Source organism: Clostridium thermosuccinogenes, assembly GCF_002896855.1.
Taxonomy (GTDB): Bacteria; Bacillota; Clostridia; order Acetivibrionales; family DSM-5807; genus Pseudoclostridium; species Pseudoclostridium thermosuccinogenes.
Genome location: NZ_CP021850.1, coordinates 227,712 through 244,194, shown reverse-complemented (window position 1 = coordinate 244,194; position 16,483 = coordinate 227,712). Strand labels below are relative to the sequence as shown.

The window sequence follows — 16,483 nt, the reverse complement described above, 5'->3', positions numbered from 1 at the left end:
TTTAGCCGTGCTAAAAAAATTTAAAGCATCGTCTTTGAATGCTTTTTGGATACCTGATTATAAAAATTTTCAAAAAATAATGTGATTTTGCTCGACATGTGCAATGTATATAGTAGAGGTTTTAGAAAGGAGAAGTTCAATGGAACCTAAAGTGGATAAGCCCCACTGCCCCAATGAAAAAGACAATAATAAAGATATTATCAAAGAAATCCTTTCAGAAAAGGAGGATGATGCTGCTGTCAGGGATAAACTGTATCGAATGCTGTACGAAGCTTCATTAGTGGATGAAGAGCATATGGATACCGACTTTATTGACGAATGTGTAAAAACCATTGGCATGATGGAAGGTGATGAACAGCATATACCTGAGGAAAAAATTCAAGCCATGCGGCAAAATATCGACCGCAGGTATAAAGAATGGCATAAGGCTCAACATAGGCGACGGCTCAGGAAATTATCGGCTCAAATTGCAGCCTGCCTGGTCCTGGTTCTTTTTGCAACATCCTTTGTAGCCAATGCCTTGGGTTATAATCTGATACAGATGACGGTACGCTGGGGGAAGGATACATTTAATATATCCATCCAAAGTCAACTGTTAGAACAGGAAAGCAGTGATTTTGAAGGCACTGGGAACATAGCCCATAGTGAAATTTTCAACAGCATCGAGAAGACTTTTGCAGATATTGAATCAAAACCCAGCTTGCCGGAGTGGGTTCCCGAAGGATTTGCTTTTAAGTATGCCGAGAGGTTTATCAGAAAAGACAGCACAAATGTGCTTTTGCATTATATGGACAATGCAAATAAAATAATCATTTTTGATTTTACCATTTTTAATGGAGGCAATGGAGCACAACTGGACGCTGCCTTTGAAAAGGATGACAGCCCGGTTCAGGTTTATGAGAAAAACGGCATTAAGTATTACATTATGAAAAATATTAGTCAGGCCCAGGCAGTATGGAGCAATTTGAACATAACTTATAGCATCAACGGTGATATCACGGTCGAGGAAATGAAAAAAATTATAGATTCTATGTATGGAGGTTAAGAATATGTTATCTATAAGGAAAAAAATCCTTAGCTATACACTGGCAATAGCAATGATATTTTCAATAGCCACAACAGTTTTTGCAGCACCTGATAATGCCACCTTAGATAAAAAAGAGCTCTATGAACAGTACCGGGCAGCCGTAGAAGAAGCAAAAGAAAAGTACAATGCCAGAATTGAACTCAAGCCTTTTGAAGAATTTGATTTCTCTACTGCAGCTCCCATCGATGAATTCAAGGCTACCCTTAAAGCTTTGGGAGAATCAAAATGGCATAATCCCGAACCAAAACTGAATAGCTCTAATGCTATGACGGCAGAAGAGTATGCCAAAAAGTTAGAAAAAATAAATTCAAGAGAAATAAGTCCAATGGCTTATCAGACCGTTACAAAGAGCGATTATGTAACAGTGGGCACAAAAAGCGTAAAAATTGACATAACTGCTAAAGTCGAAACCTATTACAGCGATTTCCATGACAGACAGTTGATTTCCAGTCAAAGCTATGTTAGCAGCATCAAGTCCGCAACATCCGGTTATACCTGGTATAGCAACTTTATAGATGATAGCATAATTGACGGTGGCCGCACTTATTATGTAGCGGCACAAGGGTATGTTGAGTATAGCGGCATGACCTGGTACGACTTGAGAGCTTCAGTGGAATTTTATTGCAGCGCTGTAGGTAAAATATCATAACCTTTAATATGAGAAGTATTATAAGTAGAAAATTAAAAAATCGGGATTGGGTCATTCCAATCCCGATTTTTTTCTTAATTATCACTCGGATTCTCTACCGTTACGCTTCCTGCTGCACTTGCATAGCTCTTAATAATTCCTGCCAGATCTATTCCTGTAAGCCCTTTAACTGTTTCCGGAAGCTCTGCCAGGATGTTGGTCACATCCTTTGTAAGCTTAGATGCTCCGGAATCCCCGATCATGACGATCTTTTCAGTCTTGGACAGAGGCTGAGCAATAGCCGCTGCGATTTCAGGCAGCTTTTCTATCATCATGTGAGCCATAGCGGCATTGTTGAACATCTTGTATGCTTCCGCCTTCTTAATCATAGCCTGGGCTTCGGCTTCACCCTTCGCCTTGATGATTTCCGCTTCTGCAAGACCTGCTGCCCTGATGGCTTCAGCCTTTGCAAGACCTTCAGCTTTGATGGCGTAAGATTCTGCTTCAGCTTCCTTGGACTTTCTTACACGGTCTGCTTCAGCCTGGGTTTCCGTTCTGATTTTTTCAGCCTCGGCAGGTTTGATGACAGTAGCCTCCAGTTCCTTTTCCTTCCTTATGGTTTCCTGTTCCTGGAGCTCTATCTCCTTCTGTTTCTTTACTATTTCAACCTGCATTGCTTCCTTCTGTACATCCTGCTCCAGCACAAACCTCTTTCTGTCGTAGGACAGATCTGCTTCGGCTTTCTTTGCATTTATATCGGCCTGATAATCGGCTAACAGTATTTCTTTGTCCCTGTTGGCTTCGGCTATCTTGGTCTCTGCGAGATATTTTGCCGTCTGCCCGGCCTGAGAAGCCTCGGCGCTCTTTATATCAGCATCCCTCTTCGCTTCTGCCTGGCCTATGATGGCATCCCTCTGAACTCTTGCAATCTGCGCTTTACCAAGGCTCTCCAAGTATCCATTCTTATCGGATATTTCCCTGATGGTAAAGGATATGATCTTCAAGCCCATGTTTGACAGGTCTGCTGCAGCCAATTCCTGCACCTTCTGGGCAAAAGCATCCCTGTTCTGGTTGATTTCTTCCACTGTAAGGTTACCTACTATGGAGCGGAGGTGGCCTTCCATGGTCTGGGTAGCTATCCTTCTTATTTCCTCATCCTTGAGGCTGAGGAACTGCTCTGCTGCCGTAGCGATCATCTCATAAGAAGAGTCTATCTTGACCTGAGCAACACCATCTACCGTAACCTGCACGCCCTGGGAAGTGTAAGCACTGGAGTTGACATCCAGGGGCATAATCCTCAGGGAAATTGTTTTGGCCGTTTCAAAAATAGGCCATACAAAGGTGGCGCCACCCCGTACTATCCTGAATCCAACCACCTGACCATTGGCAAGCTTCTTTTTGCGGCCTGAAACTATAAGAGCTTCATCAGGTCCGACTTTTACATACCTGCTCACGAAAACCGATATCAGCAAAAACAAGACTGCAACTAAAGCTGCAACAATTATGAATACTATTCCACCTGCAAAACCGTTCATACAGAATACCTCCTTTGTTTGTTTTTATTTGGCATTTACTGCCCCTCGCCCATCTTACGCCTGGTCTTTCTGTCTGCCATGTCTTCTACCATTCCGTCCACTTCATCTATTGTGACTTTCTGTGTTACAACAGCAACATTTCCCGCAATCTCTTTCACAATGACTTTTTCTCCTCTTGGTATTTCTTTTTGGTATGCAGATTTGGCGGTCATATTGTACCTTACTCCGTTCATTATGTATGCTATCTCACCCAGTCCATTGCTTGGGAGGGGTGTTATCACTTCTGCCTCAATACCTATCAAATCCTCCATGGAAAAGGTGGAATTGGACTGAGCGCCGTACATCAGCTTTACTACTCCAAAAAATATCACAGCCCCGATCAACCCTGCAAAACCTAACGCTAAAAGCGAACTTACCATGTCGCTAAGCTTAAAGCTCAGCTTTGCAATCAGTCCTGCCGCTCCAAACGCAGTTATTGCGCTGGCAATAACCAACGGGTTCAATGGGGAAGGTATATCGACGCCATCACCGCCGGCATCAACATCCAAGTCTATGCCGTCAGCACCCCCATCTGCTCCGTCTCCTCCCAGAACCGCAGATATGAGGGAGTACAACATTCCGAAAGTGAAGCATCCGATATATACGTAAAGCACAATTTCACCTCCTAAAATTCATTTTTCCGGAATCACATACTGCTGTCCCGGGCAAGGATTTCTGCCTTCCTTAAACCAATTATACCAGAGTTTGTGGGAACATCAAGTACAATATACTGCTTTGAAGCCACCCGGCACTGGCGATTGCATTATGTTGTGTTTTACTCTATGATATGTATACTGTTGTAACACTATCTATATTACAGTATATCTTTAACAATAACAAGTGCTGACTGAATTGTGAAAGATATAACATTGGCAATTATAGCAAATTATCATGCAATATCGCGCGTTTTCTGCTTTTTCCTAAGTTTCTCTGGCAAGTACAGTAGTGTGAGCCAATCCCTGCTCCTATCTGGACCATGCCCAAATATGCAAAAACAGCATGCAATTGAACATTTCCTTCAACTGCATGCTGCTTTCACAAAATTTACCCTTGCTTTATATATTCCCGGATGATAGAGCCTGTCATATCCTTAAGGGCTATAGTCTCCGCCATTATGGTAAGAGCAATCATGAAGGCCATAGCCTTGTCCTTATCATTATCTTTTACGCTGTTCTCCTGCAACAGGTCATCCACCTTGTCTATCAGGTGTGGCAAGGATTCCTTCCACTTGTTAAAAGCTTCCTTCCTCATGGTGAGATAATTCTTATATACATTGGAAGTATCTATTATGTCATCTTCAAAGATGTCGGGATTGTTGCGTATCGGCTCTAAAACGGTTTTTATCTCATCCAGAGAGTATATGTTTTTCAGATTGTCGATCAATGTCAGCATAATAAGGTGGTTTTTTGTATAATATCTTTTGTCAATAGGGGGAGGGAGAACACCAACTCTTACGTAATTTTGAATCATGGTCTTGGTAAAGCTCCTTCCCTGCTTTTCAAAGAATTTTACAACCTGGGATATGGTAAGTTCATCACTTAATGTGGCAATTTTCACCTGGTCGTCCTTTTCTATTATCTCATTCGCAAGATTGAGCAGCCGTTCCTTACTGAAATCTTTCACAACTATATCATCCTCTCTATAATCTAGGTATTTATAATCTATATAATGTAGTGTTCAACTCTATGTATCTTTATAATACACTTTATATGAGAGGATGTCAATAACTGCTCTTTACTATCTATCAGATTCCATGCTTTAATCAAAACTTTGTACCTATATCATGTTTAGCATCTTCATCTATCCTGCATTACATCTTAATCCATACCTTAATCCATTTATTTACTTAATCTATCTTGCTTCCCCATTCGATTCCATGCCTTCGCTCATCCTTCGTTTTAGCCTGCCCTGTTTCCCCATCTGATTTCATGCCTTTGTCCGATTCCTCGCCTTCGTTCATCTTACATCCACATTCGTTTTCTTTCCTTCGCTTGATTTTTCGCCTTCATCTATTCCGCATCTGCACCATCGGGTTTTCCTTGGTCTGATTCATTACCTTCGTCCGATTTCGTACCTTCTTCGGCTTCCACTCCGGGTTTTGACTCCTCTTCATCTATTGCACCGGACTGCAAAAGCTGCATCGCCTCATCAAACCTGTCAGTTGGCACCCATACCTCAATTCCTGTCAAAGGAGCACCGGTGATGATCTCAGCCAGTCCATCGAGGCCTTCCACTTTTTTTATGGCAGGTATATCGGCTGTTTCGAGCAAGCCTTTCAATATGTTGAATTCTATATCGTTGGATACCGTGGTAAGGCAAGCCCAACCGTTTTTCTCCCTCTCATGGAAATCTTTCAAAAGGCTTCCCTCCTTTTAAACTCTGATTTCTCTTTTAAAATATCACAGTTTATATTAAAAGTCGATAAAAAACACAGGAGCATTAATTGCTCCTGCCGTTTTTAAAATTCACCCTTAAATCAAGGGATCTCCAGCTCCCAAGCTGATTTATTGGCGACAGTGAAATCCCTCTATTGGAAAATCACCTCTGATTTTAACATGTGGGATAAAGGTATCTTGTGTCCTGATGGGCGGTTCACAGCGACAGAATACTATTAATTCAGCGGCAGGAACTTTCCCGTCTTCGGATCTATGTACACGAGCCAGTATCCAAAGGCTCCATATTTCGGCTTGCTGCCCTCCAACTGCACCCATCGGCACATGTCGCCGAAAGGCTTCTCGTCAATACCATATATCCCTGGTACTCCGCATACTATGTATTCCCTGAACCTTGTTTTGTCAGTATATATTCCCACGATCAAATGACGGTATTTGAAATTCGCGGTTATTACCAAGGGATTAAAAAGCAGCGGAGTGCGTATATTGTACTGATAGAGTATATTATTCAGATAAACGGGACTGTTCACCTTCCACCATTTATAATCCTTTCTCTTACTGCCAAAGGGGTCGGATATTTCAAAATACATGTCCAGCGCATTTTTAAAGCTTTCAAAGTTGCTTTCGGAAGGCTTTCCATTAACGGCAGCCGGCTTTTGGGGCATCCCTCCTATGCAGCCGATGCACTGGTTAAAATTCCTTCCCGGTGCCTGAAAAGGGCATACTGTATTCCCCGCAGCGCTGCAGCCACTAAAACCAAAATTTCCTTTGCCGTACAGTTCTTCATTAAGGCTTCTGTCCACAAGCCTTCCATACTCTTCCGGTGATGACGCATGGTATGGTGATTCTTCGGAATGCCCTGGAGTTTCCTTTACTCCTCTCTGCTCCGGTGAAGCTGGTGTTTTCCTTTCTCTGTCATATTCCGCTTCCGGTCTAAGAAACTCTTGCTTGTATCCATTCGTCTGCCTTCCCTGTCCGGGCACTTCCTTCCCATATCCGTTTGATTGCCTTTCTTCCCCTTCAGGGGATTCACCACCATTTTCATTCAGCGATATTTCCGCCCTGGAGGCTCCTTCCCCGCATTCTCCCGGCTGGCTGTCCTGTCCGGATATTTCTCCCTCATACTCATACGACTGCCTATCCTGTTTGGAGGTTCCCTCCTCATACTCTTCCTTCTGCATATCCCATCCGGAGGTTCCTTCCCTGTATCCATCCGGCTGACCTACCTGTCCGGGTGCTTCTTCTCCGTACCCGTTCCGCTGTTTATTCTGTTCGGAAGATTCCCCCTCATCCTCATCTGTCGGTATTTCCCATCCATAAGTTCTTTGCCCGTATCCTTCCGGTTGACCTTCCTGCCCTGAGGCTTCTATCTCATACTCACACTGCTGTCTTTCTTGTCCGGATGCGTCATTCTCAAACTTTTCAGCCTGCGCATCCCGTCCGTAGGCTGCTGATTCATAACCTTCGGATTTCATTTCATATTCGCAGGTCTCTTTTTCATGCTCACCCGATAGCATCTCCCGGTCCGGCGCTTCCTCACCGTATCCATCCTGAACTGCTTTCACCACGAAGGACTTTTCTTCTTTTCCGGAAAGACGCCCTTCATGCTCCATCGTTCCAGTATACGGCGGCACTTCTTCTTTTCGTAGGGTTGACTCTTTTCCCTTTATAAAAATGCTCCCCTCAGGCGCCGGAACCCCAGTATGCGATAGAGCCGGTCCTTTCCTATCGGTCGTCGTCTTCGGTGTTGTTTCCTCCGCCTTCTTTCGGGTTTCAGCCATATAAAAGGAAGTTTTCCCTTCCTGCTTTATATTTTCCCTTTCAGCCGTTATTTTTTCTTCGATATGAAGTACCTTACCTCCCGAACCTTTTTGGATTTCGGTGGTTTGAATCTTTGCTTCCTTGTCGGCATAGATGATTCCTTTTAGCTTTTCCCGCCATGCTATCCTTTTATCCTTATATGCCGCCAGAGGGCAGATGATCTGCCGGCTTTCCCTTTCCGGGTATTCTGCCAGCACTACGGCGGCGTTAAAGGCATCTGCAGCCTTTCCTGTTCCTGCTACATTCTTGGGATCAAATTCCCAGTGCAGTTCTCCTCTGCCGCGTTTAAGAGGTATTATGCCTGCATATGCAGGATATATGCTTCTCCCGTCGGAGCTCAGTATGTACAATTTATAGATCAGCTTGCCCTGCTCTTCCCGCAAATTTTGGACTGAGGCTGAAAGCTTGCCTTTGCCGTCCCTCGCTTCTATCCTGACATATCCCGAAGGTGTCTGGCCACTTCCGTACCCCACATCTTCCTGGTTGAATATCAGGAAGCTCTTATAATATCTCATTTTCACATCCACCAGAATTACCACCTGTTAAGATATTTTTTCCTGATATTATATATATGTTTGTAAAATTAAAAAAAACCGTCATACTTTAATTAGTATGACGGTTTTTTTCTAATGCGTTGGATAAATCGGCAAACTGTTCGATGGTCAATGTTTCTCCCCTTTGATTCTCATCTAAGCCCTTACTTTTCAGTATTTCCCGGATTTGCTCCTTGTCCTTGGCAAAATATCCGGAATTATAGAGGGCATTGAGCAGAGTCTTCCTTCTCTGCCCAAAGGCAGCCTTTACTGTCTTAAAAAACGCCGCCCGGTCATTAACCTTAACAGGTGGATCTTCATGCACCCTCAGCCGTACCACCGAAGAATATACATCCGGTTGGGGTATAAAGCAATGGGGAGGTACATCAAATACCTTCTCTGCCATGGAATAGTACTGTACGGCAACCGACAGGGAACCATAGTCCTTTCCCCCGGGTGCGGCAACCATTCTGTCGGCAACCTCCTTCTGCACCATGAACACCATAAGGTTGATGCCATATTCGTCTTCCAGAAGCTTCATTATAATGGGAGTTGTTATGTAATAGGGAAGGTTGGCTACCACTTTGAAGCATCCAGGTTTGAAAGCTCCGGTAGCGACATATTTTTCAAGAATATCCTTCCTTATATCAACCTTGAGAATATCTCCATTGATTATGTCAATATTATCAAAGTCTTTTAAATTGTCTGTAAGGGCAGGCATCAGATGCTTGTCTATCTCCACCGCAACCACTTTGCCTGCCCGGGCGCATAACTCCCTTGTCATGCTTCCGATTCCGGGTCCTATCTCTACAACCAGATCGTCTTTGTTAACCTCCGCCGTATCGACAATCCTCCGCACAATATTCTCATCTGTAAGAAAGTTCTGACCCAGAGATTTTGTCATTCGTATATTATATTTGTTTATGATTTCCTTTGTAGTACTCATTTAAGCCCCTAGTTAGTAATTTTCTCCTTTTTTTATTTCAGTATATATACTCTGACCGATCTGCGTCCCCATCTGTCAGCTTCTTCCTGGGTGTCGAAATACAGGTCGATCACATTTCCCTTCACCGCGCTGCCTATATCCTCAGCCACGGCAAAACCGTAATCCGGTGTATTTCCTACGCCTTCTATATACACTCTGGTACCTAAAGGTATTACCTTGGGATCTACGGCAATAATGCCTTCTTTCACTTTTTTTCCTGTGTAAGTTATTCCAAATCCGGCATCCCCCGGTTTTTTTCCGGTATCCTTATATGAGGCGGTATAAGCGGTTGCCTTCATATTGAGCACCTTTTTATACCTGACAACCTCTCCTCTGGATGTTTTAAAGTTCAATACAGTTCCGTACTCAATTATTTTGTTCACCGGAGCGATTGCCACCACATCTTCGATAAGTTCTCTTAAAACTTCCTTGCCGTCTTCAAAAACCACTTTATATACTTTTTCCCGGATGCCGTCCTTGCCCTCCCTTACCGTCCTGCTTGTGCCTTTATCCATGTTGTGGTTTTCTTTTTTGATTTCACTAAAGGGTATGGGTATTTGCTCTGTAACCAGTTCTTCCTTAACCCTTATGATCCGGATATCCATATTTGCTTCTATCTTATCATTCAGGCTGACATTGTCCAGTTTGTCCAACTCAGAAAGTTCTATGGAACTGCTCTTCAGAACATCTTCCACAGTATCTTCGCATGTCATTACCTGTATGCTTTTACCGTCAACAAATATGTTAACCGGTACGGCTCTCTCAATGTATATCTCATTAATACTTATCTTCTGTAATTTTGCATCGAGCGGTAAACTGATTTCATCATATTCACCTATCGTAATCCCGTTCTGCTGTAGAACCTCACTTACGGTAGTTTTCATCGTTCTTACCATGATTTGCTTTCCGTTGTCATTAATTATTACTTCCCTTTTCAGGTTGTAGAATACTGCAGTCCCGGCCAAAACTGAAAGTACAACTGACAAAAACACAATTGCAAATTCTTTCAATGAAAAATACCTCTTAATATTTTTCTCAAGTGGTATCACTTAATTAACCTCCTGTTAAAAATATCTAGGGGACTGTGGCTATTCTATTCCAAAATAGAATATTTGTCAAATTTATTAACATAAGTATCCCATTATGGAATTATTCACTAAAAGTCTATATATTATACATTTTTGCCAGGGGAAATATACCTTATCACGGAAAAGCTGCCACAATCCGCATAAAGCAATATTTTTCACTCATAACTCAGGAGGTTTTGATAAGATTTAAGGCAGATAGAGCTATCTGCCTTAAGATAAAATCATATAACCGCTCATTTCTATTGACTTTTATTCCGCAGGATGCCATCAAACTAATAAGGCATCATGCCGGAAGGCATATGGGGATTGGTCATGCATGGATTCTGTGGGCCTGGTATATATGGATTCTGCATTGAAGCAGGAGAATACATGCTCTGGCCATACATGCTGGGGGTCATCCCTGCCTGCCCGTAGAGCATAGGGCATTGAGCATTCATAAGTACAGGACAGCATACCATTGGCATCTGTTGCATATATGGCATTTGCTGCATATACGGCATCTGCTGCATGTAGGGCATCTGCTGCATATAAGGTGCCTGATCCATATAGGGTGCCTGATCCATGTAAGGCATCTGATCCATTGCCGGCATCTGCATCATTTCCGGCATTCCCTGCATATGGGGTGTTTCTGGTGCCATCTGAGTCTGCGGCATCTTCTGAACGTCTTCAAGACCGGTTACCTTGCTATTGGCTTTGGCCTTATCCTCTTTGAGCTTTCTTTCATCCTTCATATAATTTACCTCCGGAGTAAAATTTCTACTAGTTACAATACATTATATGAAGAGATGAAAAATTGGTGATAATTACTTAGTTAATTCAGGGGGGCTACATCTACAACGGATATAAACCAGTTCTTTTTCTCCTGGTCATATGAGAATCCAAAATACATCTTATTTAAGCCTTCTTTAAGTTTACTTCCTCTTCCCTCTTCCGGAACTACCACATTTACTCCGGCCAGCATAAGGATATCGGCTCCCTTTTCCTGTCGGGCTTTATCCGGACTTAGCTCCAGCGAGGCCAGCTCCATGGTCTTGACAGAATTCATCCAGGTACCGGCAAATTCATCCGGGCTTAAAGGCTTATCCCCGGCATTGGTTTTCAGCTTCATCAATTGGTATGCCTCTTGATATTGGCCTTCGTTTATTTTGGCGATCCAGTCCAGGATTATGCTTTCCAAGGGGCTGAAATCGGCAAACCGCTCCAGTGTGCTGATAAATTTATCCTTTTGCTCCATCTGGCTCTGCAATTCAAGAACACTGTCCTCCAGGAGGGAAATTTTATCCTCCTGGGCTTTCTTTTCTTCTTCCATAAGCTTCAGTTTGTTTGACAGCTGGTTGTTATAGTCCTCCAGATTCTTGATTTCTCTGCCTAAAGCTCCTATGGTGGCATCCTTGCTGTCTATGGAGTCCTCAAGATTCTGAATGCTCTGAGTGTTTTTTTCCCTGTCCCACAGCAAATAGTCAAAAGCGATAAAGAACGTCAGCAGTGCAGTGCAAACCAGTATCAGCACCAATTTCTTCATCAGTCTACCCCCAAATAAAAAATAATAAAAGCCGATCTATGTAATTTTGAAGAGCCTTCTGGCATTCTGCGCTGTTATCTGTGCTATCTCTTCAAAAGTCACTCCTCTTAACTCCGCAATTTTTTCCGCGACCAGCCGGACATATCCTGAATCATTTCTTTTGCCCCTGTATGGTTCAGGGGTCATATACGGGCAGTCTGTCTCTATAAGAAGCCTATCCTCGGGAACAAACTTAGCCACATCCAGAAGCTTCCTGGCATTTTTAAAGGTAACGGCTCCTCCAAGGGCTATATAAAAATTATTTTTAAGCACTTCCTTTGCCATCTCAACACTGCCGGTGTAGCAGTGAAACACCCCTCCGACTTCTGAGGCGCCTTCGGCTTTGATTATGGCCAGGGTGTCCTCATGGGCATCCCTGTCATGGATGACCACAGGCAGCCCCACCTCCCGGGCAAGCCTTATCTGTCGGGCAAACCAGTATTTCTGCACATTTCTGGGGGAATTGTCATAATAATAATCAAGCCCTATCTCCCCGATTGCCACAACTTTCGGGTGGGAAGCATATCCTGCCAGGATTTCCAGGTCATCCTCCTTCATTTCCCCGGCACTGTGGGGATGCACCCCTACAGCCGCATAAATGAAATCATATTTGTCGGCCAGTGCCATGCTTTTCCTGGAAGAATCCATATCGGAAGAAGCATTCAATATATATGAAACGCCACTTTCATGAGCCTTGCGTATCACTTCATCTCTATCGTCATCAAATCTCTCATCGTCAAAATGTGCATGGGTATCAAACAGCATTTATATCCTCCAATGGGGTATTAGGTATAGGGACACACCACAACCTTGCGCTCATGATTATCGCAGAATGTCCCTGGAGCTTAGGTACAGGGACACACCTCTCCTTGCATCCAAAATCATCGTGGAATGTCCCTGGGTATTAGGTGCAGGGACACACCACTTCTTTACGTCCATAATCATCGTGGAATGTCCCTGGGTATTAGGTGCAGGGACACACCACTTCTTTACATCCATAATCATCGTGGAATGTCCCTGTTTGTTAGCTTATCTTAGAGCCTGATTTTATGGGTTTGTCGGTGGTTGCCAGAACCAGTCCGTTTTCATCCGTCGCTGCCAGGATCATACCCTGGGATTCTATTCCCCTGAGTTTGACAGGCTTAAGGTTTGCCACCAGTATGATGGTCTTGCCTATGAGATCCTGGGGAGCGTAATGCTTCGCTATGCCGGACACCACCTGTCTGGTTTCGCTTCCCACTTCCAGCTTGAGTTTCAGCAGCTTGTCGGCGCCTTCCACCTTTTCTGCTTCCAGCACCTTTGCTACTCTCAAGTCCAGCTTTGCAAAATCATCTATCGTAATCATCTCCTGCTGCTTTTCAGCCTTATCCTCCTTGCCGCCCTTTTGGGATTTATCCTTATCCCCGGAGTTATCGGCCTTATTCTCATCCTTGGCTGCAGTCAGCTTCTCCAGCTCCTCCATTTCTTTCTTCACGTCGATTCTGGGGAATATGACCTCGCCCTTGTTGACCGATATGCCTTCCGGATATCCGCCCCAAACGCGGGCGCTTTCCCATGTAAGAACATCGGAGCCGGCCAGTCCCAACTGATGCCAAATCTTTGCGGGAGTCTGGGTCATGAAGGGCTGCAGCAGTATGGAAATCACCCTGAGGCTCTCGGCAAGATTGTACAAAACTGCCGCAAGCCTTGGCTTGCTCGCTTCATCCTTGGCCAATACCCATGGCATTGTTTCGTCAATATATTTGTTTGTCCTGGATATTACCTTCCAAATCTCCGCCAGGGCTGAGCTGAACTGCAGTTTGTCCATAAGCTCCTCCACCTTGGGCGTCAACTCTGTCACCATCTTCTTCAAATCCTCGTCGAAATCTCCGGACACCTTTTCCGAAGGCAGGGTACCACCGAAATATTTATCAATCATTGCCACCGTTCTGCTGACCAGATTTCCCAGGTCGTTGGCAAGGTCCGAATTAATCCTGTTTATCAGCGCTTCGTTGGAGAATACCCCATCCGAACCGAAGGGAACTTCTCTCAAAAGGAAGTACCGGATCGCATCAAGGCCGTATTTTTCCACCAATATAACCGGATCTACGACATTTCCTTTGGATTTGGACATTTTGCCGCCTTCCAGCAGCAGCCATCCGTGTCCATAAACCTGCTTCGGCAGTGGTTCTCCAAGGGCCATGAGCATTGCCGGCCATATGATTGTATGGAAACGGACTATTTCCTTTCCTACCAGATGTACATCGGCAGGCCAGTATTTTTTATAATCGGAATCATCCGAAGACCCGTATCCCAAAGCGGTAATATAGTTGGAAAGGGCATCTATCCAGACATAGACTACGTGTTTTTCGTCAAAAGTCACCGGTATTCCCCAATCGAAAGAGGTTCTGGAAACACAGAGGTCTTCCAGCCCTGGGCGCAGAAAGTTGTTGAGCATTTCATTCTGCCTTGAAACCGGCTGTATGAAGTCCGGATGCTCCTCTATGTATTTTATAAGCTTGTCCTGGTACTTGGAAAGCCTGAAGAAATAGCTTTCCTCTTTGGTAAGCTCCACTTCCCTCCCACAGTCAGGGCATTTTCCGTCTACCAACTGGGTCTTTGTCCAGAAGGATTCACAGGGGGTACAGTACCAACCTTCGTACTCGCTCTTATATATATCTCCCTGGTCATAAAGCTTTTTGAATATCTGCTGGACGGATTTTATATGGTACTCGTCGGTTGTCCTTATAAACCTGTCGTTGCTTATATCCATCAGCTTCCACATATCTTTAATGCCGGACACGATTCCATCCACGTATTGTTTTGGAGTAACGCCTTTTTCTTCGGCCTTTCTCTGAATTTTTTGTCCATGCTCATCGGTTCCGGTAAGAAACATCACATCGTAGCCTTTGAGCCTTTTGTACCTTGCCACGGCATCCGCTGCAACTGTGGTATAGGAATGGCCTATATGTAATTTGTCACTGGGGTAGTATATCGGCGTCGTAATATAAAATGTCTTTTTTTCCAAATCTGCTTCCTCCCTTATATATAAAAATGCCTTTTCAGCTTTTTTAAATTCCGTACTGTACAGGTGTCAATATGATTATTGCCCGGATGAAATATGAAATACATTAATGGCGCATTTAAATTTTAAATGCTACAATCGCAATGACCATCCCGCTTTGCCAATATATTATTACTATACCCTGCGGATTTTGTTTTTTCAAGCGGAATATCAACCTTATTAATATTATCATTATTATAGCATATAAAATGTAATTTCACCGAAAAAAGTCAATTTTGCTGTCCAAAATGAATTTCTCCATGTACAGGCCGCAAAACGCGAAAATTCGAATCACAAAACCATCCGCCTTGAACAAAGTAATTTATGTTATTGTTCCCTGCTTTATGGTGAAAATAGTATATGCGCACAAAATAACAGTGCTTTTGGGATAAAATATTTAACATGTTTAGACAGGGAGGTTTTATATATAGACAATAACTACCGTCATGGAATGAACCTTATAAAGAGCTTTGTTGGCAAAGCATTTCCCATTGTGGACGGGGAACTGGAGCACTGGAAGGAGGTCTGCGGCAAGGCGGAAGATGATGAACTTAAAAAGCAGGCCCTTGCAAGCATTGAAATGAAAAGGTTCCATGCCCTGGGAGGAAGTGTTTATGCTCTTTATCCCGGAACAGATCTTGAGAATACGGTCAAATTCATCACAGCGCTGCAAACCATAAGCGACTACCTGGACAACCTGTGTGACAGAGCCGGTGTGTCGGACGAAGCGGCTTTCCGGCAGCTTCATATTTCCATGCTGGATGCTGTGGATCCTTACAGGGATAAAAGCGACTACTACCTGTATTACCCCTGCAAAAAAGACGGCGGGTATCTTGAAGCCCTCGTCGATATGTGCCGTATACAAGTTCTGACTCTGCCATCCCATAGCATCATCCTGGAAAAAATGAAAAAATATATCTGCCTGTACTCGGAAATGCAGTCTTTGAAGCACATCAAACCGGATGTCCGGGAAAAGCGTCTGTCGTCTTGGGCTGAAGGTTTGCTAAAAGAATATCCGGGCATATACTGGTGGGAATTTGCAGCTGCAGCCGGATCTACCCTTTATGTTTTCCTTTTGTACGCTATAGCCTCCGACCCGCATCTCTCCCCCGATGAGATAGACCTTCTGGAAAAAGCATATTTCCCGTGGGTATGCGGCCTTCACATACTTCTGGACTATTATATAGATGCCCGGGAGGATATTGAAACAGGAGATCTGAATTTCACCAGTTTCTATGAAAGCCCCCTACAGATGGAGGAGCGTCTTTCCCTGTTCATCGGGGAATGCCTGGAACTTTGTTCCCAATTGAAATACCCGAAGTTCCATACCACGATAATAAAAGGTCTCCTTGCCATGTATCTTTCTGACCCAAAGGCCCGTACAGAAGGCATAAGGAGAACAACCAGAACACTTTTAAAGAAAGGTGGATACGGTGCCGTGCTGTATCACCGTATTTGCCGTATGCTAAGGCATGCAGGAAAGATATAGGCTGCACGGATAGCTTTGTAACAGGAATTCAAGGGATTCCGGCAGTCCTGCTCTTACAGGAAATATGATATGTGATTTTAATCCTTCACAAAACAATCCCTTGCTTGCTTAATTGCTAAATTCTTTTTATAGCTTTATTAACTGCTTATTAAAACTTCTTACTTGGCCGTTTGCTTAGTTGCATGCTTATTTGCTTCTTAGTTGATTTTAAGTTGTTCACTTGGTTGTTTATTCAGCTGTTCATTCGGTTTTGCTTGGCTGTCCATTTAGCTGTTCCCTTG

At 43.7% G+C, this 16,483-nt stretch carries 15 protein-coding genes; 3 read left to right on the top strand and 12 right to left on the bottom strand.

Annotation, left to right across the window (positions count from 1 at the left end; translation table 11 throughout):
* Positions 1 to 139 precede the first annotated feature (139 nt).
* Positions 140 to 1,045 carry a DUF4367 domain-containing protein gene (locus CDO33_RS01085; protein ID WP_103080304.1) on the top strand — a complete coding sequence of 302 codons (906 nt, stop codon included), beginning with the start codon at positions 140 to 142 and terminating at the stop codon, positions 1,043 to 1,045.
* Between the two features lie 4 nt (positions 1,046 to 1,049).
* On the top strand, positions 1,050 to 1,736 hold the full coding sequence (locus tag CDO33_RS01080; protein ID WP_103080305.1) for a hypothetical protein: 687 nt from the start codon (positions 1,050 to 1,052) through the stop codon (positions 1,734 to 1,736).
* Between the two features lie 74 nt (positions 1,737 to 1,810).
* Here the strand turns inward: CDO33_RS01080 and CDO33_RS01075 are convergent, their stop codons facing one another.
* From CDO33_RS01075 to metG, 12 genes are all read right to left on the bottom strand, one after another.
* Complete coding sequence (locus CDO33_RS01075; protein WP_103080306.1) at positions 1,811 to 3,250, bottom strand: flotillin family protein; 1,440 nt, start codon at positions 3,248 to 3,250, stop codon at positions 1,811 to 1,813.
* A gap of 35 nt (positions 3,251 to 3,285) precedes the next feature.
* Positions 3,286 to 3,903: an NfeD family membrane protein gene (locus tag CDO33_RS01070; RefSeq protein WP_103080307.1), complete on the bottom strand. Its 618-nt coding sequence runs from the start codon at positions 3,901 to 3,903 to the stop codon at positions 3,286 to 3,288.
* A 430-nt stretch (positions 3,904 to 4,333) separates the two neighbouring features.
* The gene (locus CDO33_RS01065; RefSeq protein ID WP_161496433.1) at positions 4,334 to 4,912 is read right to left on the bottom strand and encodes a DUF1836 domain-containing protein; all 579 of its coding nucleotides are present in this window, start codon (positions 4,910 to 4,912) and stop codon (positions 4,334 to 4,336) included.
* Between the two features lie 386 nt (positions 4,913 to 5,298).
* Positions 5,299 to 5,646, bottom strand: coding sequence for a putative signal transducing protein (locus tag CDO33_RS01060; protein WP_103080309.1), 348 nt, complete (start codon positions 5,644 to 5,646; stop codon positions 5,299 to 5,301).
* A 254-nt stretch (positions 5,647 to 5,900) separates the two neighbouring features.
* Complete coding sequence (locus tag CDO33_RS01055) at positions 5,901 to 8,018, bottom strand: putative sodium/potassium/calcium exchanger (RefSeq protein WP_133158676.1); 2,118 nt, start codon at positions 8,016 to 8,018, stop codon at positions 5,901 to 5,903.
* A gap of 88 nt (positions 8,019 to 8,106) precedes the next feature.
* Positions 8,107 to 8,982: a 16S rRNA (adenine(1518)-N(6)/adenine(1519)-N(6))-dimethyltransferase RsmA gene (rsmA, locus tag CDO33_RS01050; RefSeq protein WP_103080311.1), complete on the bottom strand. Its 876-nt coding sequence runs from the start codon at positions 8,980 to 8,982 to the stop codon at positions 8,107 to 8,109.
* Between the two features lie 32 nt (positions 8,983 to 9,014).
* Positions 9,015 to 10,070 carry a 3D domain-containing protein gene (locus CDO33_RS01045; protein ID WP_103080312.1) on the bottom strand — a complete coding sequence of 352 codons (1,056 nt, stop codon included), beginning with the start codon at positions 10,068 to 10,070 and terminating at the stop codon, positions 9,015 to 9,017.
* Between the two features lie 311 nt (positions 10,071 to 10,381).
* Positions 10,382 to 10,840 (bottom strand): hypothetical protein, encoded by a 459-nt coding sequence (locus CDO33_RS01040; protein WP_103080313.1) that lies wholly within the window; start codon positions 10,838 to 10,840, stop codon positions 10,382 to 10,384.
* An 80-nt stretch (positions 10,841 to 10,920) separates the two neighbouring features.
* On the bottom strand, positions 10,921 to 11,631 hold the full coding sequence (locus CDO33_RS01035) for a coiled-coil domain-containing protein (RefSeq protein ID WP_103080314.1): 711 nt from the start codon (positions 11,629 to 11,631) through the stop codon (positions 10,921 to 10,923).
* Positions 11,632 to 11,667: 36 nt separating this feature from the next.
* Positions 11,668 to 12,435: a TatD family hydrolase gene (locus tag CDO33_RS01030; protein WP_103080315.1), complete on the bottom strand. Its 768-nt coding sequence runs from the start codon at positions 12,433 to 12,435 to the stop codon at positions 11,668 to 11,670.
* 57 nt (positions 12,436 to 12,492) lie between these two features.
* Positions 12,493 to 12,669 (bottom strand): hypothetical protein, encoded by a 177-nt coding sequence (locus CDO33_RS20560; protein ID WP_161496672.1) that lies wholly within the window; start codon positions 12,667 to 12,669, stop codon positions 12,493 to 12,495.
* Positions 12,670 to 12,694: 25 nt separating this feature from the next.
* Entirely contained in the window at positions 12,695 to 14,677 is a 1,983-nt protein-coding gene (gene metG / locus CDO33_RS01025) for a methionine--tRNA ligase (RefSeq protein WP_242973486.1), read from the bottom strand.
* 487 nt (positions 14,678 to 15,164) lie between these two features.
* Here metG and CDO33_RS01020 point away from each other — a divergent pair, with 487 nt between their 5' ends.
* Positions 15,165 to 16,202, top strand: a complete 1,038-nt coding sequence (locus CDO33_RS01020; protein WP_103080317.1) for a tetraprenyl-beta-curcumene synthase family protein — start codon at positions 15,165 to 15,167, stop codon at positions 16,200 to 16,202.
* The last annotated feature ends 281 nt before the right edge of the window (positions 16,203 to 16,483 follow it).

What these genes read in the sequence shown, in the direction of transcription:
- CDO33_RS01080 (WP_103080305.1), top strand. Translation starts at nt 1,050, where the DNA reads ATGTTATCTATAAGGAAAAAAATCCTTAGCTATACACTGGCAATAGCA.
- CDO33_RS01030 (WP_103080315.1), bottom strand. Translation starts at nt 12,435, where the DNA reads ATGCTGTTTGATACCCATGCACATTTTGACGATGAGAGATTTGATGAC.
- CDO33_RS01040 (WP_103080313.1), bottom strand. Translation starts at nt 10,840, where the DNA reads ATGAAGGATGAAAGAAAGCTCAAAGAGGATAAGGCCAAAGCCAATAGC.
- CDO33_RS01055 (WP_133158676.1), bottom strand. Translation starts at nt 8,018, where the DNA reads ATGAGATATTATAAGAGCTTCCTGATATTCAACCAGGAAGATGTGGGG.
- CDO33_RS01075 (WP_103080306.1), bottom strand. Translation starts at nt 3,250, where the DNA reads ATGAACGGTTTTGCAGGTGGAATAGTATTCATAATTGTTGCAGCTTTA.
- CDO33_RS01085 (WP_103080304.1), top strand. Translation starts at nt 140, where the DNA reads ATGGAACCTAAAGTGGATAAGCCCCACTGCCCCAATGAAAAAGACAAT.
- CDO33_RS01035 (WP_103080314.1), bottom strand. Translation starts at nt 11,631, where the DNA reads ATGAAGAAATTGGTGCTGATACTGGTTTGCACTGCACTGCTGACGTTC.
- CDO33_RS01020 (WP_103080317.1), top strand. Translation starts at nt 15,165, where the DNA reads ATGAACCTTATAAAGAGCTTTGTTGGCAAAGCATTTCCCATTGTGGAC.
- rsmA (WP_103080311.1), bottom strand. Translation starts at nt 8,982, where the DNA reads ATGAGTACTACAAAGGAAATCATAAACAAATATAATATACGAATGACA.
- CDO33_RS20560 (WP_161496672.1), bottom strand. Translation starts at nt 12,669, where the DNA reads ATGGATGTAAAGAAGTGGTGTGTCCCTGCACCTAATACCCAGGGACAT.